We start from the raw sequence: 19,513 nt of genomic DNA, 5'->3' as shown, positions 1-19,513 counted from the left end.
CAGACGACTACGGGCCGGGGAAGGCCCAGAAGCCCTCCCCGGCCCGTGCCGGTGCTACCTGTGGTTCAGTGAACCTGGTCCACGTCGACGAGGTCGACGCGGACACCACGGCCGCCGATCGCGCCCACGACGGTCCGCAGAGCGCGCGCGGTACGGCCGTTGCGGCCGATCACCTTGCCGAGGTCATCCGGGTGAACCCGGACCTCGAGCACACGCCCCCGGCGCAGGGTGCGCGAGGCGACCTGCACGTCGTCGGGGTTGTCGACAATGCCCTTCACGAGGTGCTCGAGAGCCTCCTCGAGCATGCTCAGGCCTCGGTCGACTCGGTGGGCGCGGCCTCGGCCGCGTCCGCCTTCTTGTCAGCCTTCTTGGCCTTCTGGGTGATGGCCTCACCCTTCGCCTCGTCGCCCTCGAGGCCCTTGGTGAAGGCCTCGAACGCGGCGCGCTTGTCCTTGGGCTCCGCGACGAGCAGCGGCGCGGGGGCCGGAAGGCCCTTGTGCGCCTGCCAGTCACCGGTGAGCTTCAGGATCGCCATGACCGGCTCGGTCGGCTGAGCGCCGACGGAGAGCCAGTACTGCGCGCGCTCCGAGTTGACCTCGATGCGCGAGGGGTTCTGCACCGGGTGGTACAGACCGATCTCCTCGATGGCCCGACCATCACGGCGGGTACGGGAGTCGGCGACGACGATGCGGTAGTGAGGCGCGCGGATCTTTCCCAGACGCTTCAGCTTGATCTTGACTGCCACTGGAGTGGTGTCTCCTGGTCTTGACGTGGTTGGGCACAACGAGATGCCACGTGGGGTTGCGGTACTCGGGGTGCCCGATGGACGCGTCAGCCGGAGGCGAGAGGGTTCCTATGCGGCTGTCGAGTACAGCTAGCCATTGTGCCATACGTCGCCGGGGCGTCCGAAACCAGTCCGGACGCCCTGACGAGCACGGTGCGGCACCGCTCCGGCCCGGCCCCGTCAGCCGGCGGCGGCACCCACCACTTCCGGAATGCGGAAGGGCTTGCCGCAGCCGCCGCAGACGATGGGCGCCTGGGCGAGCACCGACGGGACGACGCGGACGTTGCGCCCGCAGTCGCAGACCGCCTTGACGCGGACGCCGCCCCCGGAGGAGCCGTGCCGGGCGGCCGGACCCCGGAAGCTGCGTGCCGTGTCGGCGGCGGTCGCCGCGGTGTGTGCCTTGAGGGCGCGCTGGAGCCGCTCGATCGTCGGGCGGTAGCGCTTCCTTGCCTCGGGGTTGAGCGTGACCAGCGAGAAGCCGCTGCTGGGGTGCGGTTCCTCGGGGTGGTCAAGACCCAGCTCCTCGGCGATCGCGAGGAATCTGCGGTTGTGATAGCGGCCCGCGCGTGAGGTGTCGCGTACGCCGCGTGACGCGGCGATGCCATGGACTGCCTCGTGGAGCAGTCGCTCGAAGGAGAGCTCGGCGCCGCAGGCGGACGACGACTCTCCGATCAGGGATTCGGGCGCGGCAAGATCGGGCAGCTCGGGGTGGTGCCGCTGAATATCGGCCCACGCCTGTGCCAGCTCTGCGGCGAGAACAGGTGGTGTCGTGCTCACGTCGTGAACAACGAGCCGGGATGCCCAGGGGTTCCATTCCGGGGCATCCCAAATAATTTGCACGTACCCGTCAGTTGCCATTGATGCGTCCGGACGAGGGCGGGTGCGCTGATCTGCCCAGAAGCCTCGCAGCTCATAGCAAGCCGGTACGTAGTAGCGCGTACGCCCCGGCGCGTAGAAGAACTCCGCACACCGGGGCTTGTGTTGCCTGGGCAGGCGTACGAGCCGGGAACGAGCGCGCTGGTACCGGAAGGCGCGCCGTCAGTAGGCGCGGGCCACTACGGCGACGTTACCGGGGGTCTCATCGGCGTCCGGCACCGCCCCGTCCTCCGCGACCAGACACCGTACGGACACGGAGTGCTCCGCGAGCTTGGCCTCGCCCTCCGGGCCGAGCGTGGCCCACGGGATGCGTGCCCAGCCGCCGGCCGCCGTGGCCTGGACGGCCTGGTCGACGGTGGTGACGTCCGAGGTGCGGGACTCCCTGCGCTCGCGGGCCTGGTCCAGGAGCAGCCTCTGGTCCTCTTCGAGGACGGTGGGCAGCAGCGCCGCGAGGGAGTCGATCGCGACCGGCTCCTTGCCTCCCTTGATGCGGCGGGCCAGCATCGCGGTGCCGCTCTCCAGGTCGCGCGGGCCGACCTCGACGCGGACCGGCACTCCCTTGAGCTCCCAGTCGACGGCACGGCGCCCGAAGGGGGTGTCCGTGCGGTCGTCGACCTGGACGCGCACGCCCGCGGCCTTCAGGCGCTCGCCGATCTCGTGGACCTTGGCGAGCACCGCTTCGTCGCCCTTGATGGCGAGGACGACGGCCTGGACGGGTGCCAGGCGCGGCGGGACCCGCAGGCCGTTGTCGTCGCCGTGCATCATCACCAGGGCGCCGATCATCCTTGTCGTACTGCCCCAGGAGGTCTGCCAGACGAGCTCCTGCTTGCCCTCCTTGGAGAGGTACTGGGTGTGGAAGGCCCGGGCGAAGTTCTGGCCGAGCTCGTGGCTGGTGCCGAGCTGGAGGGCCTTGCCGTCGCCCATCATGCCTTCGAGGGTGAGGGTGTTGATGGCGCCCGCGAAGCGCTCCTGGGCGGTCTTGCGGCCCAGGACGAAGTCCATCGCCAGGACGTCGCGCATGAAGGCGCCGTAGACGTCCGTGTGGATGCGGGCCGCGAAGTCGCGTGCTTCTTCGTACGTCGCGTGGGCCGTGTGGCCTTCCTGCCAGAGGAACTCCGAGGTCCGCAGGAAGAGCCGGGGCCGCAGCTCCCAACGGACCACGTTCGCCCACTGGTTGATCAGGAGCGGCAGGTCGCGGTAGCTCTGCACCCACTTGGAGAAGTACTCGTTGACGATCGTCTCGGAGGTGGGGCGGATGACGACCGGCTCCTCCAGCTCCTTGCCGCCGCCGTGCGTGACGACGGCCAGCTCGGGGGCGAAGCCTTCGACGTGCTCGGCCTCCCTGGTCAGGTACGACTGGGGGATGAGAAGGGGGAAGTACGCGTTCTGGGTACCCGTCTCCTTGATGCGGGCGTCCATGTCCTGCTGCATGCGTTCCCAGAGGCCGTAGCCGTACGGTCGGATCACCATGGTGCCGCGCACCGGGCCGTTGTCGGCCAGCTCCGCCTTGTTGATCAGGTCTTGGTACCAGCGCGGGAAGTCTTCCGCCCGGGGCGTGAGAACGGGTGCCTTAGCCATGGCGCGCATGGTACGGCGGTCCTCCAAAGAGCGTGCATTGAATTCCTCCGGGGGGCGCACGACGGTGGCACGCAAGCATTGCCCCACAACCTCTGGACGCCACGACGGATGCGGAGTTCTCTGGCATACAGGGGGAGTGCGAGCGCACTGCACGGGGGCGGACGAAACGTTTGAATACGACACTCCAGCAACTCTCGGCGGATTGGGGCGCTTTCGATGACACCTACACTCGCGCAGCCGCACCTCCCCCGCGCGGGCACGACCCCCCGTGGCGTGGACCGGTGCGCACGCGCGCGTGACTGGGCGGAGATCCAGGAACGGATGCTGGTTCCGCTCTATGAAGCGGTGTACGAACGACTCGAAGTAGGCAGCGGTACACGGCTTCTCGGCCTCGGCTGCGGTTCCGGACTCGCTCTCCTGATGGCGGCATCACGGGGCGCGTCGGTCACCGGTGTCGACCCCTCGGCGCCCGAACGGCTCGCCCTGGCGCGTGAGCGCCTGTTGCCCGAGGCAGGCCTGGACGCACGGCCGCACGGCGCCGCCCGGCTCGTGGAGGGCGGCCCCGACGACGTGTCGGGGCCGGACGCGCCCGGGTTCAACATGGTGACCGCTTTCCAGCCGATCGGCTGCACGGCGGGCGACTCCGAGGGCCTCTCCGGCCTCCTGGAGTCCACCGTCCCGCTGACCGGGCGCGGCACCCCGGTGGTCCTCGTCGGATGGGGTCCTCCGGAGCGCTGCACGACCTCTTCTGTACTGAGGGTGGCGACCAAGCTCGCCGACCCTCTCCGTAGTACGGGAAGTTGGCGCCCCGCGCTCCGCGACGACCTGGAGGAGGTCGCCCAGCGGGCGGGCCTCAAGCCGGACGGCTCGGGACGCGTGGCGTGCCCCTTCGGGTACGCGGACACGGACAGCGCGGTCCGCGGTCTGCTCTCGACGGGGCTGTTCGACGCCGCGGTGGGTGCGACGGATCAGGTGCAGGTCGACAAGGAGCTGACGGAGGCCCTGCATCCCCACATGCGGCGGGACGGCACCATCTGGATGCCCAACGTCTTCCGGTACTTGATCGCGCGCACGCGGTAGTCCTTGTCGGCGAAGAGGGCTAGTCGGCGTCCTTGGTGAGGCGGGTGATGCCGGCGACCCGGTACGCCGCCTCCTCCTCCAGCGTCTCGTTCTCCAGGAGCGCGGCGGCCAGGGCGTCCAGCCGGCTCCTGTGCTCCCGCAGTTGCCGGCACGCGCTCTCGTAGCACTCGTCGACGATCCGCCGCATCTCGTGGTCGATCGTGTCGAGGGTGACCGGGGCCGCCGAGAGGCCGTAGGCCTGCTGGGCGTCGCTCGGCAGCGCGGAGAGGCGGCCCACGCGCTCGCTCATGCCCCAGCGGCCGACCATGCCGCGGGCGATGTTGGTGACCTGTTCGAGGTCGCTCTCGGCGCCCGTGGTGATGGCGTCGAAGACGACGTGTTCGGCCGCCATGCCGCCCAGGGCTCCGACGATGCGGCCACGCAGATACTCCTCCGTGTACGCGTACTTGTCGGAGTCCGGTGTCGACAGCGTGACGCCCAGGGCGCGCCCCCGGGGCACGATGGTGATCTTCCGGACCGGGTCGGCGCCGGGCTGCAACATGCCGAGCAGGGCGTGCCCGCTCTCGTGGTACGCCGTGCGCCGCCGCTCCTCGTCGGGCATGACCAGTGGCCGCTCCGCGCCGAGCTGGACCTTCTCCAGGGCCTCGGAGAGGTCGGCCTGCGTCACCTTCCTCTGCCCCCGCTTGACGGCGAGCAGGGCGGCTTCGTTGGCGAGGTTGGCGAGTTCCGCGCCGGTCATCCCCGGTGTCGTACGAGCGACCTGGGCGAGGTCGGTGTCGTCCGCCATCGGGATCTCACGCGTGTGGATCTTGAGGATGGCCTCGCGTCCGCCGCGGTCGGGCGGGCTGACGGTGACGACCCGGTCGAAGCGGCCCGGGCGGGTCAGCGCGGGGTCGAGGATGTCGGCGCGGTTGGTGGCCGCGAGGACGATGACGCCCTCGGAGCCGGAGAAGCCGTCCATCTCGGTGAGGATCTGGTTCAGCGTCTGCTCGCGCTCGTCGTGCCCGCCCATCCCGCTGCCGCCGCCGCGCGCCCGCCCGATGGTGTCGATCTCGTCGATGAAGATGATGGACGGCGCGACCTTCCTGGCCTCCGCGAAGAGTTCACGTACGCGCGAGGCGCCGACGCCCACGATCATCTCGATGAACTCCGAGGCGGACGCCGAGAAGAACGGCACCCCGGCCTCACCGGCGACGGCCCGCGCGAGCAGCGTCTTGCCTGTGCCGGGCAGACCCGCGAGCAGCACGCCCCGCGGCATCTTGGCGCCCATCTCGCGATAGGCCGAGGGGTTCTTCAGGAAGTCGACGACATCGCTCAACTCGCCCTCGACCTCGTCGATGCCCGCCACGTCGGCGAAAGTGGTGCGCTGGTCACCGGGTTCGAGCTCCACCGGCTTCGGCGGCGCCTTGCGCCCCAGCATGCCGCCCGCGCCGCCCATGCCCGAGCTCATCCGCCGGGCGATGAAGATCCACAGGAAGACCAGGAGCAGCATCGGCGCGAGGGAGATGAGCAGGTTGGAGAGGAAGCTGCGCTCCTGCACGACGGGCTCGGCGGTCACCGTGACGTCGTGCTTGGTGAGGTCGTCCCAGAGCTTGTCGTCGGCGAAGGCGGGGCGCTGGGTGATGAACTTGGTGTACTTCCCCTTCTCGTCGCCCGGCTTCTCCTGCTCCTTCTTGAGCTGACCCTGGATCGCGTCGCCCTTGGAGTAGATCTTCGTGACGTTCCCGGAGTCGACCTGCTTGCTGAACTCCGTGTACGAGATCGTCGGCTCGTCGCCGTCGTTGAAGAAGGAGAGGACGAGGTTGGCGATGAGATAGACGATGAGCGCGGTGAGGATGAGCCCGCCCCAGCCGCCCGGCATCTTCTTCTTCGGAGGTGGCGTGGGCGCGGGCGGGGGTGCGCCCTCGGAGCGCCATGGCTGGTCGGGCGCCTGGCGCGGCGGCACAGGGTTGCTCATATGCGGACGTTACGACAGAAAAAGGGGCCGGGCATCCGCTCCGGAAACGCCTGGGGCGCCCCTCTCGGCAGAGGGGCGCCCCAGGAAACGCACGTAACGCAGGACCTCAGCCCATGAACTTCTTGAACTCGTCCGGCAGCTCGAAGTCCTGCGCCTGCTGGCCCGCGGGGAGGCCGAAGGCGCCGCCTTCCTGACCCGCCTGCTCGCGGCGGGCTGCGGCCTCCTGCTCCTCCTGCTTGCGCTTCATCGGGTTGCCCGACTTGCGCTTGCCCTTGGCCTGCTTCTGCTTCTTCTTCTGCTTGCCGGCGCCGCCACCCATGCCCGGCATCCCGGGCATGCCCGGCATTCCGCCGCCCTGGGCCATCCGCGACATCATCTTGCGGGCCTCGAAGAAGCGCTCGACCAGGTTCTTGACGGCGCTGACCTCGACGCCGGAGCCCTTGGCGATACGGGCGCGGCGCGAGCCGTTGATGATGGTCGGCTCGTGGCGCTCGCCCGGCGTCATCGACTTGATGATGGCGGCGGTGCGGTCGACGTCCCGCTCGTCCAGGTTGTTGATCTGGTCCTTGATCTGCCCCATGCCGGGCATCATCCCGAGCAGCTTGCTGATGCTGCCCATCTTCCGGACCTGCTCCATCTGGGCCAGGAAGTCGTCGAGCGTGAAGTCCTTGCCCTTGCTGCTCGCCAGCTTGGAGGCCATCTTCTCGGCCTCTTGCTGGGAGAAGGTCTGCTCGGCCTTCTCGATCAGCGTGAGCATGTCGCCCATGCCGAGGATGCGGGACGCCATGCGGTCCGGGTGGAACGCGTCGAAGTCGTCCAGCTTCTCGCCGTTCGAGGCGAACATGATCTGGCGCCCGGTGACCTGCGCGATGGAGAGCGCGGCACCACCGCGGGCGTCACCGTCGAGCTTCGACAGGACCACGCCGTCGAAGCCGACGCCGTCGCGGAAGGACTCCGCCGTGTTCACGGCGTCCTGACCGATCATGGCGTCGACGACGAAGAGGACCTCGTCCGGGCTGACGGCGTCGCGGATGTCCGCGGCCTGCCGCATCAGCTCCTGGTCGATGCCGAGGCGTCCCGCGGTGTCGACGATGACGACGTCGTACTGCTTGGTCTTGGCGAACTCGATGGAGTCCTTGGCGACCTGGACCGGGTCGCCCACGCCGTTGCCCGGCTGCGGGGCGTAGACGCCGACACCCGCGCGCTCCGCGACGACGGACAGCTGGTTCACGGCGTTGGGCCGCTGCAGGTCGCACGCCACCAGGAGCGGGGAGTGGCCCTGCCCCTTCAGCCAGAGGCCGAGCTTTCCGGCGAGGGTGGTCTTACCGGCACCCTGCAGACCGGCGAGCATGATGACGGTCGGCGGGTTCTTGGCGAACCGCAGGCGTCGCGTCTCGCCACCGAGGATGCCTACGAGCTCCTCGTTGACGATCTTGATGACCTGCTGGGCGGGGTTCAGGGCCTGGGAGACCTCGACCCCCGCGGCGCGCTCCTTGACCTGCTTGATGAAGGCCCGGACGACGGGGAGGGCGACGTCCGCCTCGAGCAGGGCGATGCGGATCTCGCGCGCCGTGGCGTCGATGTCCGCCTCGGAAAGGCGGCCCTTGCCCCGGAGGTTCTTGAATGTCGCTGCGAGGCGGTCGGAGAGAGTGTCGAACACGGCGGTCGCGAATCCTCGGGTCGAAGGGGGCGCCCCCCGCTCGCGCGGAGCTGAGCGTGGGGGAGGGCGGATAGGTCGCCCTCCAGGGTATCTGTCCCGCCGGGCGGGCGGGCCCGCAGGAGCGGGGCGGGCTTCCGTCACTCCGTGACGGGGTGATCGCCTTGCCTGCCGGCCCTGGCGGAGGCCCTGCTGGACGGGCCTCTCCCACCCGCCCACCCGCATCCACCCCTGAACGAACAAGCTCTCCCGCCCACCCGCCCGATTACCCCACAGCGCCAAGGGATGGGTGGGCGGTGGGGGCGATCCGCGTAACGGGTGGGGTGGGGGACGTGGCCAGCCCCGCACCCCCTACCCCCTCAACCCCTCAACCCCTCCTCCACCGCCCGAGCCACCCCCGCCGCCCGCTCCCCCGACAGCGGGGTCGGGGATCCCGCCCCCACCCCCGCCTCCGTCACGTAGAACGCGTCCACCGCGTTCGCCCCCAGCGTCGACACATGCGCACTGCGCACCACCACCCCCGCCGACTCCAGCGCCCGCCCGATGCGGTGCAGCAGGCCCGGTGCGTCCTGGGCCCGTACCTCGATCACCGTCGCGAGGCGGGAGCCGGCCGAAGCCACCGTCACGCGCGGCGGCGGGGCCACCGTCCCCCGGCGGCGCGGGTACGCCGCGTCCCGTTCCGCCAGCCGTGCCGCGATGTCCAGCGAACCGTCGAGCGCCCGCACCAGGTCCGACCGCAGCCGCGCCGCCTGCGGCAGGGAGCCGTACTCCGCCGCGACCCGCCAGTTGAGCAGCAGCACCGAGTCCTCGAGGCCGGACGGCAGCCCGACCCCCCGCAGCTCCGCCGTACGCACCGCGAGCCGGTGCACGGCCAGCACCCCCGCGACGGCGGACAGCACACCGGGCTGGTCCGGCACCGCGATGATCAGCTCCACGCCCAGCGGCTCCGGGCCCCCCGAAGCCTCCTCACCACCTGCCGCGGCTCCCTCCGTCTGTGCCCGCAGCGCCAGCACAGGGCCACCCGTACGGAACGCCTCCACAGCCAGCCGCTCCTGCTCGGCCGTGGGAGCCGCGTCCTCCACCGCCTCCGGTTCCTCCCCCGAAAGCACCGCCCCGACCCGCTTCACCAGATCGGCGACGAGCGAACCCCGCCAGGTGGACCAGGCCGCCGGACCGGTGGCCAGGGCGTCCGCCTCCGTCAGCGCGTGCAGCAGCTCCAGCGTCCCGACCGATCCCACCGCGTCCGCCACGGACCGCACCGTCGCCGGATCGTCGAGGTCGCGCCGCGTGGCCGTCTCGATCAGGAGCAGGTGATGCCGCACCAGAGTCGCGAGGACCGCCACGTCCCCCCGGTCGAATCCGATCCGCGCGGCGACGTCCCGGGCGATGATCTCCCCGGCCACGGAGTGGTCCCCGGGCCAGCCCTTCCCGATGTCGTGCAGCAGCCCGGCCACCAGCAGCAGGTCGGGCCGTCCCACGCGCCGGGTCAGCTCCGAGGCCTGCACCGCCGTCTCCACCAGGTGCCGGTCGACCGTCCACGTGTGCACGGCGTTGCGCTGCGGCCTGCACCGCACCCGCTCCCAGTCGGGGAGCAGGCGAGTGATCAGCCCCTCGGCCTCCAGCGCCTCCCACACCTCGACCGTCGGCCGCCCCGCTCCCAGGAGCGTCACCAACTGCTCCCGGGCCTCCGCGGGCCACGGCGTCGGCAGCGGCCGCACCGTCGCCGCCATCCGGCGCACCGCGTGCAGCGACAGGGGCAGCCCCGCCTGCGCCGCCGCCGCGGCCGCACGCAGCGGCAGCACGGGATCACGCTCGGGCCGGGCCGCCCGGGCGAGGACGACCTCCCCGTCCTGCTCCACGACCCCCTCGGCCAGCGGCGACCGCTCGCCCGCGGCTCCCTTGCCGCCGCCCAGCATCGCCCGCAGCCGGGGCCGCACGGACCGCGACCGCAGCACCCTGCTCACCTCGCGCCACGTCACGTCACTCGCGTACGACACCGTGCGCGCCGCCTCGTACACCTGCCGCAGCAAGGTGTCGGCGTCCAGCAGGCCCAGTTCCGCCGCGACCTGATCCTGTTCCTGGAGCGCGAGCCGGTCCGTGGCCCGCCCCGTGGTCAAGTGCAGCGCGTCCCGCACGTCCAGCAAACGCCGCCGGGCATCGGAGAGCCCTTCCCTCGGCGCGTCCGCGAGCCAGGAGGCGGCGACGGCCCGCAGCGCGGTCGCGTCCCGAAGGCCGCCCCGCGCCTCCTTCAGGTCCGGCTCCAGGAGGTAGCTCAACTCCCCCTGCCGTTCGGCCCGTTCCTCGCACAGCTCCCGCAGCTCGGGCAGCCGCTTGGGCGCGAGGTTGCGCCAGTCGGCGAGGACCGCCGTCCGCAAGCCGGCCGTCAGCCCCAGGTCACCCACCACGTGCCGCGCGTCAAGCAGCCCCAGCTGCACCTTGAGGTCCTCCCCCGCGGTCTTGCGCGCCTCCACCGGCGTCCGCACGGAGTGGTCGAGCGCGAGCCCGAGATCCCAGATGGGGTACCAGATGCGGTCCGCGAGGGCCGCCACCTCACCGGCGTCCGCGCTGCCGTCGTGCAGCAACAGCAGGTCGAGGTCGCTGCGCGGCGACAGCTCTCCCCTGCCGTAGCCGCCCACGGCGACCAGCGAGGCCCCGCGCGGCGCACCCGCGGCCGTGAAGAGTCCGGTCAGCCAGTCGTCCGTGAGGTCGGCGAGGGCCGAACGGCGCGGCGGCCCGGACTGCGCCTCCCCTTGAAGGAGGCGCAGCCGGGCCGCCGCGTAGCCGCTGGGTCCGGAGTCTTCCGAGTCCGATTCAGTACGTACTTCCACACTCGTCACCCAGCAGCTCCTGTCAGTCCCGCTCAGTTCCGCTCAGCCTCTGGTAGCTCAGCCCTTGCCGACCGAGCTCACAACGCATCAGGCCCACGCTCGCCGGTCCGCACCCGGACGGCCGTCTCGACCGGGACGCTCCAGACCTTGCCGTCCCCGATCTTGCCGGTCCGGGCGGCCTTCACCACGACATCCACGAGCTGTTCGGCGTCGTCGTCCTCGACCAGGACCTCGATCCGGATCTTGGGCACGAGGTCGACGGTGTACTCCGCGCCACGGTAGACCTCGGTGTGGCCGCGCTGTCGGCCGTAGCCGCTGGCCTCGGTGACGGTCAGGCCCTGCACGCCGAAGGCCTGGAGGGCTTCCTTGATCTCGTCGAGCCGGTGCGGCTTGACGACCGCGGTGATGAGCTTCATGCGTCCACCCTCTTGTTCTTGCCGGTCGCAGCCTTACCGGCGTCCTGGGCCGGCGGGCCGGGCACGGGGGCGGTACGGGGAGCCGTGCCACCGCCCGCTCCACTGAAGTCGTACGCGGTCTCGGCGTGCTGCACCTGGTCGATGCCCCCGACCTCCTCGTCCTCGCTGACCCGCATCCCGATGGTCTTGTCGACCAGGAGGGCGAGGATCGCGGAGGCGATCATGGAGTACGCGAGGACGGCGCCGACACCGGCGGCCTGCTTGCCCAGCTGTTCGAGTCCGCCGCCGTAGAAGAGGCCCTTGGCGTCGGACTGGACGCCGCCGGTGGCGAAGAAGCCGACGAGCAGCGAGCCGACGACACCGCCGACGAGGTGGACACCGACGACGTCGAGGGAGTCGTCGTAGCCGAACTTGAACTTGAGGCCGACGGCCATGGCGCAGAGCAGACCGGCGATGGCGCCGATCGCGATCGCGCCGAGCGGCGAGCAGGAGCCGCCGGACGGGGTGATCGCGACGAGGCCCGCGACGGCACCCGAAGCGGCGCCGAGCGTGGTGAACGCGCCGTGCCGGATCTTCTCGTAGGCGAGCCAGGCCAGCATGGCCGCGGCGGTGGCGACCTGCGTGTTCAGGAACATCATCGCGCCGACGCCGTCGTCGTTGCCCAGCCACGATCCGGCGTTGAAGCCGAACCAGCCGAACCACAGGAGCGCGGCGCCGAGCATGACCAGCGGCAGGCTGTGCGGCCGCATCGGGTCCTTCTTGAAGCCGACGCGCTTGCCGATGACCAGGATCACGCCGAGCGCCGCGGCACCGGCGTTGATGTGCACGGCCGTACCACCGGCGAAGTCGATGACGCCGAGCTCGAAGGCCCAGCCGCCCGTCCCCCACACCCAGTGCGCGACCGGGAAGTAGACGATCGTGGCCCAGAGCGCGACGAACAGCGCCCAGGCGGTGAATTTCACGCGGTCGGCGAGCGCACCGCTGATCAGCGCGGGCGTGATGATCGCGAACATCAGCTGGAAGACCGCGAAGACGTACACCGGGATGGTGTAGCCGTCCCACAGCTCGGTGAGCCCTATGCCGCTCAGCCCGACGTAGTCGGACGACCAGCCGATGAGGCTGCCGTGGTCGGTGCCGAACGCGATGGAGAAGCCGTACAGCACCCAGAGGATGGTGACGATCCCCAGACTGATGAAGCTCATCATCAGCATGTTCAGCGTGCTCTTGACGCGGACCATGCCTCCGTAGAAGAAGGCGAGTCCCGGCGTCATGAGCATCACCAGGGCGGAACAGATGAGCATGAACCCTGTGTTGGCGGCAGACAGCTGCGGGGCGTCTGCGGCGATCGTGATGCCTGGGGGCATCGGCGTCTCCTCGTCGTCGTATGCGGCCCGTGCGGGCGGGGCGAGTGGGGTCTCCCCTGGTCGAGCGGAGCCGAGAGCTTGGGGAAGGGTGGGCCGTTATGCGCCATGAGATTGGCCCAGCGCCGTTTCAGGGGGCGCCCCTCGATGTTTCGCCGCAGTGACGAAGAGGTCGTACGTGTTACGCGTCCATGAACTGCCGGGTCAGGCGGGGCGCGGTTTCATACCCTGCGCACACCACGCAAACCGACCGCGGCGGCCATCCGGTTGACCTGGCGTGGGGGAGCCGAGTCGGGCAGTTCGGGATGGGCCGGCCGCGGCCGGGGTTCTGGTGGGGCGCCGTCAGACCGCTTCCGCGGTCTCCGGCATGTCGATGGCGAGCTGGTCGGTCAGCTGCACGACCTCGGCGATGTCGCCGAAGTCCCGCACGGCGGTGTCCACGGTCTTGCGAAGGCGGGTGTTGACCCGCTCGGAGCGGACCTTCTTGGCGATGGTCAGGGCCTGGCCCGCGAGCACCGTGCTCTGCTCGGGCTCGCGCTGGAGCAGGTGGACCGTGGCCATCCCGATGAGGTTCAGTGCGTACGAACGCTGGTGCTCGGAGTCCTTGCCGAAGAGGTCGACGGCGCGCTCCATGACGGGCTCGGCGAGCGATGCGTACGTGGGGCTGCGGCCCGCCACATAGGCCAGGTCGCGGAACGAGTGGGCGTTCTCGCCGTTCAGCTCGGCCTCGGAGAAGAAGCGGATCCAGTCGGGCTCGGGCTCGTCGAACTCGGCGGCGTCGGCGAAGGTGTCCTCGGCCATGCGCACGGCCCGCTTGCACTTGCCGGGCTGGCCCATGCTGGCGTACGCGCGGGCCTCCATCGCATACAGCATGGCCTGGGTGCGCGGGCTCGCGCAGTCCCGGCTTCCGTACTGCGCGAGGTGGATCAGTTCGAGCGCGTCGTCCGGCCGTCCGAGGTGGATCATCTGGCGGCTCATGCTGGAGAGGATGTACGACCCGAGGGGCTTCTCGCCGGCTTCCTTCGCGGCGTGCAGGGCGAGCACGAAGTACTTCTGGGCGGTGGGCTGCAGTCCGACGTCATAGCTCATCCAGCCGGCCAGTTCGGCCAGCTCGCCGGCGACCTTGAAGAGGCGCTTGGACGTGGCCTCCGGCTGGGGCTCCTGCAACAGGTCCGTCACCTCGTGCAGTTGGCCGACGACCGCCTTGCGCCGCAGCCCGCCGCCGCACTGCGCGTCCCACTGCCGGAACATCACGGTCGTGGACTCCAGGAGGTCGAGCTCCGGTTTGGAGAGCCGGCCGGGCCTGCGGGACGGGGCGGGCGGCTCGGGGTCGCCGACCGGGGTGGTCGGCCCCGGGACCAGCCAGCGCTGCATGGGCTCGATGAGGGCGGGGCCCGCGGAGAGCGCGAGCGAGGTGCCGAGGAAGCCGCGCCGGGCCAGCATCAGGTCGCTGCGCGAGAACTCGCTGATGAGCGCGACGGTCTGGGGCCCGGTCCAGGGCAGGTCTACGCCCGACACCGAGGGCGACTGGTGCGGGGCGCGCAGGCCGAGGTCCTCGACGGCGACGACACAGCCGAAGCGCTCGGAGAACAGCTCGGAGAGGATGCGCGGGATGGGCTCGCGGGGATTCTCGCCGTCCAGCCAGCGCCGCACCCGGGAGGTGTCGGTGGAGATGTGATGGGCGCCCAACTGCCGTGCCCTGCGGTTCACTTGGCGCGCCAGCTCGCCCTTCGACCAGCCGCTGCGCACGAACCAGGAATTGAGCAGTTCGTTCGGGCGCTTCTCAGCGTTCGCACCACTTCCGCCATTGCCGCCCACTGGAACGCCCCCATCCCTCAAGACACTTACGCGCGGTCCCACGCCAAGCCCTACCAGAATGCCGCGCACCGCGGCTCTCCGTCCGGAGAACGTCACCCATCGAACAGGAAACCGACTTGCCTCCGGCATACCCACGAGTGCACACCACTCAGGGCCCGTGCACTGAAAGTAATCCTACGATCACCCCTCCGGCGAGGGCGATCGCGGAAACGCCACCATTCGCCACCCCTTCGAATGAACTCCCCGCCCTCCACAAGCGATTGACTTGACAGTGGACGTTCGAAGGTGGGCGGAAGGGAGCACTTGGGGGCGCGAATGACCGAGCGCACCCCCCTGAGAGCACCGGCGCCTGAACAAAAGCACAGGGTCACGATCCGATTCCGTCACGTAACCACACCGCGCTCGACCCGTTGGAGGGGGCATGGGCTTCACGATCGGCGGCATCCGGGGGACCGACAAGCCCCGCACCGGTTCACGGCGGCGCGGCCGCGCGTCGGACTGCACCGCGGTGGCTGAGTACACCGGGCTGTGGGGATGGGCCGCGGTCCCCGGCGCACGGGCCCAGGACGGCCGCTGCTCCTGCGGCGCGGCCGACTGCGCGGCCCCCGGCGCCCACCCCCTGGAGTTCGCTCCCGAGGTCCCCGCGGGGGCGACGCTCGGCGAAGTGACCGAGACCTGGGCCCAGTTCCCCGGCGCCGCCGTATTGCTGCCCGTGGGCCGCGCCTTCGACGTGATCGAGGTGGCCGAGGCGGCCGGCCGCAGGGCGCTGGTCCGCCTGGAGCGCATGGGCCTGCCGCTCGGCCCGGTGGCCGCCACCCCGGAGGGCCGCACGCACTTCTTCGTCGCCCCCGGCGCCGCCACCGAACTCCCCCAGCTGCTCTACCGCATGGGCTGGGACGACGCCGGCATCGACCTGCACGGCCTGGGCCCCGGCACGCACATCACGGCCCCGCCGTCCGACCGCGCGGGCCTCGGCCCGGTCCGCTGGCTCCGCGCGCCGGACCTCGACTCCGCGACGCATCCCCCGCAGGCGCGGCTGGTCCTGGGGACACTGGCGTACGTGGCGCACCGCTCACCGGCGTGACCGGCGCTCCGCAGACGGAAATGCCCCACCCCGGCTGCACCCCGGGGCGGGGCATTTCTCTGGTCGTACGCCGTCTCCCGCGGGGCTAAGGAGCCACGGAGCCGCCTCGCGTCACCTACTGGTCACCGATGAGCGCGTCGACGAACGCCTCCGGCTCGAACGGCGCGAGGTCGTCCGCGCCCTCGCCGAGCCCGACCAGCTTCACCGGCACGCCCAGCTCGCGCTGGACCGCGACGACGATGCCGCCCTTGGCCGTGCCGTCCAGCTTCGTCAGGACGATGCCGGTGATGTCCACGACCTCGGCGAAGACCCGCGCCTGCACCAGGCCGTTCTGCCCGGTCGTCGCGTCCAGGACGAGCAGCACCTCGTCCAGCGGCGCGTGCTTCTCCACGACGCGCTTGACCTTGCCGAGCTCGTCCATCAGGCCCGTCTTGGTGTGCAGCCGGCCCGCGGTGTCGATGAGGACGACGTCGGCGCCCTCCGCGATGCCTTCCTTGACCGCGTCGAAGGCGATCGACGCGGGGTCGCCGCCCTCGGGACCGCGGACCGTACGCGCGCCGACGCGGTCGCCCCAGGTCTGCAGCTGATCGGCGGCGGCGGCGCGGAACGTGTCCGCGGCGCCGAGGACGACCGAGCGGCCGTCGGCGACGAGGACGCGGGCGAGCTTGCCGGTGGTGGTGGTCTTGCCGGTGCCGTTCACGCCGACGACCATCACGATGCCGGGCGTCTCCAGGCCCGACTCGGTCTTCACGGTGCGGTCGAAGTCCGTGCCGAGGAGCGCGAGGAGCTCCTCGCGCAGCAGGGCGCGCAGGTCGTCCGTGGTGCGGGTGCCGAGCACGCGGACGCGCTCGCGAAGGCGCTCGACCAGTTCCTGGGTGGGGGCGACGCCGACGTCGGCGGTGAGGAGCGTGTCCTCGATCTCCTCCCACGTGTCCTCGTCGAGGTGCTCGCGGGAGAGGAGCGTGAGCAGCCCCTTGCCGAGTGCGTTCTGCGAGCGCGAGAGGCGCGAGCGCAGACGGACCAGGCGACCTGCCGTGGGCTCCGGGGTCTCGATCTCCGGGGCGGCCTCGGGGGCCTCTTCGGTGACGACCGGCGCCTGTGCTCCGGCGCCCGGGAGTTCCACCTCCTCGATCGTGCGGCGCGGTTCGTCGCGCGGCGTCTCGGCCTCGTCGCCGATATGCGGCTCGGCCGGAGGGGCGGTGATGGTGGGCGTGGACGACGGGGCCTGCGGCGGCAGCTGCTTCTTCTTGCGGCTGCCGATCACGAGCCCGCCGAGCGCGCCGATCACGACCACGGCGATGACTACAGCAAGGATGACGATTTCCATAACCCACCCAGTATCAGCCATGGGGGCAGCAGAGGCCCAGGCTGTAGCTTCCTCCAAAGAACATAAGCTCATAGAGGGCACTACTCGGACTAAAGTACGATGGAGCTCTCCGCATCAACGCGCGTAGAGTCCAACGCGATCACCCCCACGGACGGGTCGCGACGTTGCGATCCGAGCGAGAGGCACGGACCCCACCCCATGAGCACCACCGCCGAAACCGAAGGCGCCCTGGAGACACGCGGCCTCGAGCCCGTCCCCGACTCCGAGCGCACGGGCCGGACCCGCGAGCTGTTCCCCACCTGGGTGGCGGCCAACATCAGCGTCCTGCTGCTCACCATGGGCGCCGGTCTCATCGTGACCAACGGCCTCAACTTCTGGCAGGCCCTGGTCGTCGCCCTGGTCTCGCCGCTGCTCAGCTACGGCCTGGTCGGGCTGATCTCGATCGCGGGCAAGCGCGGCGGCTCCCCCGGCATGACGCTCTCGCGCGCCGTCTTCGGCCAGCGCGGCAACCTCTTCCCCGGCTCGCTGATCTGGATCGCACGCTGGGGCTGGGAGACGATCAACGCGGTGACGGGCGCGTACGCGATCATCACCGTCCTGGACATCTGCTTCGGCGTGAAGTCCAGCACGTGGCTGACGGTCGTGACGCTGGTCGCCTTCGTCGCCTGCACGTTCCTGATCAGCGGCCTGGGCCGCAAGGTCCTGCACATCTGCAACACCTGGGCGACGTACCTCTTCGGCGCGTTCAGTGTCCTCGTCCTGGTCTACCTGGTGGCCAACACCCCCTGGTCGGACGTCTTCTCGCGGCCCGCGGGCTCCACCGCGGCGATGGTCGCGGGCGTCGGCGTGATCGCCGCGGGCGGCATCAGCTGGGTCCCCACGGGCCCGGACTTCACGCGCTACCTCCCGCGCAAGGCCTCGAACAAGGCCCTGGTGGGCAACGCCATCGGCGGCGCCGGCATCGTCGTCGTACCGATGGTCCTGATGGGCGCGGTCATGGCGGTCAGCACGCCGAGCCTGTCGGACGCATCGGACCCGGTCTCCTTCCTCGGCCAGCTGCTTCCGACGTGGATCGCCGTGCCGTACCTGGTGATGGCCCTGATCGGCATGCTCCTGATCAACTCGATGTCGATGTACTCCGCGGGCTTTACCGCGATGACGCTCGGCATCAAGGTCCCGCGCACGTGGGCGGTCTCCATCAACGCCATCATCAGCCTGATCTTCGGCTACCTCCTGATGAACGTGGCCACCAGCTTCATCGGCTCGTTCATCTCCTTCCTGACCCTGCTCGCCGTCGCGTTCTCCGCCTGGATCGGCGTCTTCGGCATCGACATGCTGCGCAGGAAGACGTACGACGGCGAGGCGCTGATGGACACCAAGCGCACCAGCGCCTACTGGTACAAGGCGGGCTTCGCCTGGCAGGCCATGACCGCGTGGGCGATCGCCCTGGTGGCGGGGCTGCTCTTCACGAAGGTCGACTGGTTCAGCGGTCCGCTCGCCACCTCCTGGGTCGGGCGCAACGGCCTGGGCTGGCTGGCCACGATCCTCATCGCGGCCGCGCTGTACGCGGTGCTGCCGAGGAACCCGGCCGTCGAGGCGCCCGAGGGCCCCAAGCGAAACGGCGAGGGCGAGACGGAGCTGGTCTCGGCCTGATCCGGAGCAACTGCCCCCGGACCCTGGTCATCTGACACCACGTCATCTAACGTCCCTCTTCGCCCGCCCATGGTGAAGGGGGACGTTTTCCATGCCCGTCACAGTCGTACGCTTCAACCTCGTCGATCCGGACGCCACGCCCACCTCACTGAGCGAGCGCTACAAGGCCGCCCTGGAGATGGCCGCGTACGCCGACGACCGGGGCATCTCCACCGTGCAGACCGAGGAGCACCACGGCGTCGGCAACAACTGGCTGCCCTCGCCCTTCACCTTCGCGGGCGCGGTGTTCGGCGCGACCCGGCGCATCGCGGTCACGGTCTCCGCGATCATCGGGCCGCTGCACGATCCGCTGCGGCTGGCCGAGGACATCGCCGTACTCGACCTGCTCAGCGGCGGACGTCTGGTGACCGTGGCGGGGATCGGATACCGGCCCGCCGAGTACGAGGCGTTCGGCGTCGAGTGGAAGCGGCGCGGCAAGCTCCAGGACGAGCTCCTGGAGACCCTGTTGCAGGCGTGGACCGGCGAGCCCTTCGCGTTCCGCGGCCGCACCGTGCGCGTCACCCCGCGCCCCTTCACCCAGCCCCACCCGATGCTCCTGGTCGGCGGCTCGTCGCAGGCGGCGGCCCGCCGCGCGGCCCGGCTCGGCCTGCCGTTCTTCCCCAGCGCCCATCTGCCCGAGCTGGAGGCGTACTACAACGAACGCCTCACCGAGTACGGCACCAAGGGCTGGACCATGATGCCCGCGGCCGAGACCCCGCTCCTGCACATCGCCGACGACCCGGACCGCACCTGGGCCGAGCACGGCGAGCACTTCCTGCACGAGGCCCGCACCTACGCCTCCTGGCAGTCCAAGGACATCCGCTCGGCGGTGAAGTCGAGCGCGACCACGGTCGCCGAGCTGCGGGCCGAGGGCGTCTACCGCGTCCTGACCCCGGACCAGTGCGTGGCGTACGTACGGGGCGGCGGCGCCAATCTCGTCCTGCATCCGCTCTCCGGCGGGATGCCGATCGACGAGGGCTGGCGCAGCCTGCACCACTTCTGCGAAAACGTGCTGCCCCGGCTCAAGGAGTAGGTCCTTGAACCGGGGCAGCATC

The 19,513-nt window shown here is 70.6% G+C and carries 15 protein-coding genes; 4 read left to right on the top strand and 11 right to left on the bottom strand.

Annotated features, from left to right (window positions below; translation table 11 throughout):
• Positions 1 to 65: 65 nt before the first annotated feature.
• From ACZ6ZP_RS31645 to proS, 4 genes are all read right to left on the bottom strand, one after another.
• On the bottom strand, positions 66 to 305 hold the full coding sequence (locus tag ACZ6ZP_RS31645) for an RNA-binding protein (protein ID WP_351165394.1): 240 nt from the start codon (positions 303 to 305) through the stop codon (positions 66 to 68).
• A gap of 2 nt (positions 306 to 307) precedes the next feature.
• Complete coding sequence (rpsP, locus tag ACZ6ZP_RS31640; protein ID WP_351165392.1) at positions 308 to 745, bottom strand: 30S ribosomal protein S16; 438 nt, start codon at positions 743 to 745, stop codon at positions 308 to 310.
• A gap of 219 nt (positions 746 to 964) precedes the next feature.
• A complete protein-coding gene (locus ACZ6ZP_RS31635; RefSeq protein WP_351165389.1) occupies positions 965 to 1,561 on the bottom strand; it encodes a hypothetical protein in 597 nt (198 codons plus the stop codon).
• A 261-nt stretch (positions 1,562 to 1,822) separates the two neighbouring features.
• Positions 1,823 to 3,238 (bottom strand): proline--tRNA ligase, encoded by a 1,416-nt coding sequence (proS, locus tag ACZ6ZP_RS31630; protein WP_469409257.1) that lies wholly within the window; start codon positions 3,236 to 3,238, stop codon positions 1,823 to 1,825.
• A 216-nt stretch (positions 3,239 to 3,454) separates the two neighbouring features.
• Here proS and ACZ6ZP_RS31625 point away from each other — a divergent pair, with 216 nt between their 5' ends.
• Entirely contained in the window at positions 3,455 to 4,318 is an 864-nt protein-coding gene (locus ACZ6ZP_RS31625) for a class I SAM-dependent methyltransferase (RefSeq protein WP_351165384.1), read from the top strand.
• A 19-nt stretch (positions 4,319 to 4,337) separates the two neighbouring features.
• Here ACZ6ZP_RS31625 and ftsH read toward each other — a convergent pair whose 3' ends face one another.
• The 6 genes from ftsH to nsdA all read right to left on the bottom strand — a co-directional run bounded on the left by ftsH (position 4,338) and on the right by nsdA (position 14,355).
• Entirely contained in the window at positions 4,338 to 6,275 is a 1,938-nt protein-coding gene (gene ftsH, locus ACZ6ZP_RS31620; RefSeq protein WP_351165382.1) for an ATP-dependent zinc metalloprotease FtsH, read from the bottom strand.
• Positions 6,276 to 6,381: 106 nt separating this feature from the next.
• Entirely contained in the window at positions 6,382 to 7,935 is a 1,554-nt protein-coding gene (gene ffh, locus ACZ6ZP_RS31615; protein ID WP_351165380.1) for a signal recognition particle protein, read from the bottom strand.
• A 356-nt stretch (positions 7,936 to 8,291) separates the two neighbouring features.
• Positions 8,292 to 10,769 carry a [protein-PII] uridylyltransferase gene (locus ACZ6ZP_RS31610; protein ID WP_351165377.1) on the bottom strand — a complete coding sequence of 826 codons (2,478 nt, stop codon included), beginning with the start codon at positions 10,767 to 10,769 and terminating at the stop codon, positions 8,292 to 8,294.
• 68 nt (positions 10,770 to 10,837) lie between these two features.
• Positions 10,838 to 11,176, bottom strand: coding sequence for a P-II family nitrogen regulator (locus tag ACZ6ZP_RS31605; protein WP_249587501.1), 339 nt, complete (start codon positions 11,174 to 11,176; stop codon positions 10,838 to 10,840).
• Entirely contained in the window at positions 11,173 to 12,540 is a 1,368-nt protein-coding gene (locus ACZ6ZP_RS31600; RefSeq protein WP_351165375.1) for an ammonium transporter, read from the bottom strand. The genes ACZ6ZP_RS31605 and ACZ6ZP_RS31600 overlap by 4 nt, the downstream gene beginning before the upstream one ends.
• Before the next feature lie 339 nt (positions 12,541 to 12,879).
• A complete protein-coding gene (gene nsdA / locus ACZ6ZP_RS31595) occupies positions 12,880 to 14,355 on the bottom strand; it encodes a transcriptional repressor NsdA (RefSeq protein WP_351165373.1) in 1,476 nt (491 codons plus the stop codon).
• 421 nt (positions 14,356 to 14,776) lie between these two features.
• Here nsdA and ACZ6ZP_RS31590 point away from each other — a divergent pair, with 421 nt between their 5' ends.
• Positions 14,777 to 15,439 (top strand): bifunctional DNA primase/polymerase, encoded by a 663-nt coding sequence (locus ACZ6ZP_RS31590; RefSeq protein ID WP_351165371.1) that lies wholly within the window; start codon positions 14,777 to 14,779, stop codon positions 15,437 to 15,439.
• 115 nt (positions 15,440 to 15,554) lie between these two features.
• Here ACZ6ZP_RS31590 and ftsY read toward each other — a convergent pair whose 3' ends face one another.
• Positions 15,555 to 16,766 (bottom strand): signal recognition particle-docking protein FtsY, encoded by a 1,212-nt coding sequence (ftsY, locus tag ACZ6ZP_RS31585; RefSeq protein WP_351165369.1) that lies wholly within the window; start codon positions 16,764 to 16,766, stop codon positions 15,555 to 15,557.
• Between the two features lie 198 nt (positions 16,767 to 16,964).
• Here ftsY and ACZ6ZP_RS31580 point away from each other — a divergent pair, with 198 nt between their 5' ends.
• A complete protein-coding gene (locus ACZ6ZP_RS31580; RefSeq protein WP_361465348.1) occupies positions 16,965 to 18,419 on the top strand; it encodes a purine-cytosine permease family protein in 1,455 nt (484 codons plus the stop codon).
• Between the two features lie 91 nt (positions 18,420 to 18,510).
• On the top strand, positions 18,511 to 19,491 hold the full coding sequence (locus ACZ6ZP_RS31575; protein ID WP_351165364.1) for an LLM class flavin-dependent oxidoreductase: 981 nt from the start codon (positions 18,511 to 18,513) through the stop codon (positions 19,489 to 19,491).
• Positions 19,492 to 19,513: the final 22 nt, after the last annotated feature.

Source organism: Streptomyces sp. NPDC054047 (assembly GCF_055585065.1).
The sequence above is the reverse complement of the archived record's forward strand: the minus strand, read 5'-3'. Positions and strand labels throughout refer to the sequence as shown.

Excerpts from the sequence above, each read along its gene's own strand:
- ACZ6ZP_RS31645 (WP_351165394.1), bottom strand. The coding sequence starts at position 305 with ATGCTCGAGGAGGCTCTCGAGCACCTCGTGAAGGGCATTGTCGACAAC.
- proS (WP_469409257.1), bottom strand. The coding sequence starts at position 3,238 with ATGGCTAAGGCACCCGTTCTCACGCCCCGGGCGGAAGACTTCCCGCGC.
- ACZ6ZP_RS31625 (WP_351165384.1), top strand. The coding sequence starts at position 3,455 with ATGACACCTACACTCGCGCAGCCGCACCTCCCCCGCGCGGGCACGACC.
- ftsH (WP_351165382.1), bottom strand. The coding sequence starts at position 6,275 with ATGAGCAACCCTGTGCCGCCGCGCCAGGCGCCCGACCAGCCATGGCGC.
- ACZ6ZP_RS31605 (WP_249587501.1), bottom strand. The coding sequence starts at position 11,176 with ATGAAGCTCATCACCGCGGTCGTCAAGCCGCACCGGCTCGACGAGATC.
- ACZ6ZP_RS31600 (WP_351165375.1), bottom strand. The coding sequence starts at position 12,540 with ATGCCCCCAGGCATCACGATCGCCGCAGACGCCCCGCAGCTGTCTGCC.
- ACZ6ZP_RS31590 (WP_351165371.1), top strand. The coding sequence starts at position 14,777 with ATGGGCTTCACGATCGGCGGCATCCGGGGGACCGACAAGCCCCGCACC.
- ftsY (WP_351165369.1), bottom strand. The coding sequence starts at position 16,766 with ATGGAAATCGTCATCCTTGCTGTAGTCATCGCCGTGGTCGTGATCGGC.
- ACZ6ZP_RS31580 (WP_361465348.1), top strand. The coding sequence starts at position 16,965 with ATGAGCACCACCGCCGAAACCGAAGGCGCCCTGGAGACACGCGGCCTC.
- ACZ6ZP_RS31575 (WP_351165364.1), top strand. The coding sequence starts at position 18,511 with ATGCCCGTCACAGTCGTACGCTTCAACCTCGTCGATCCGGACGCCACG.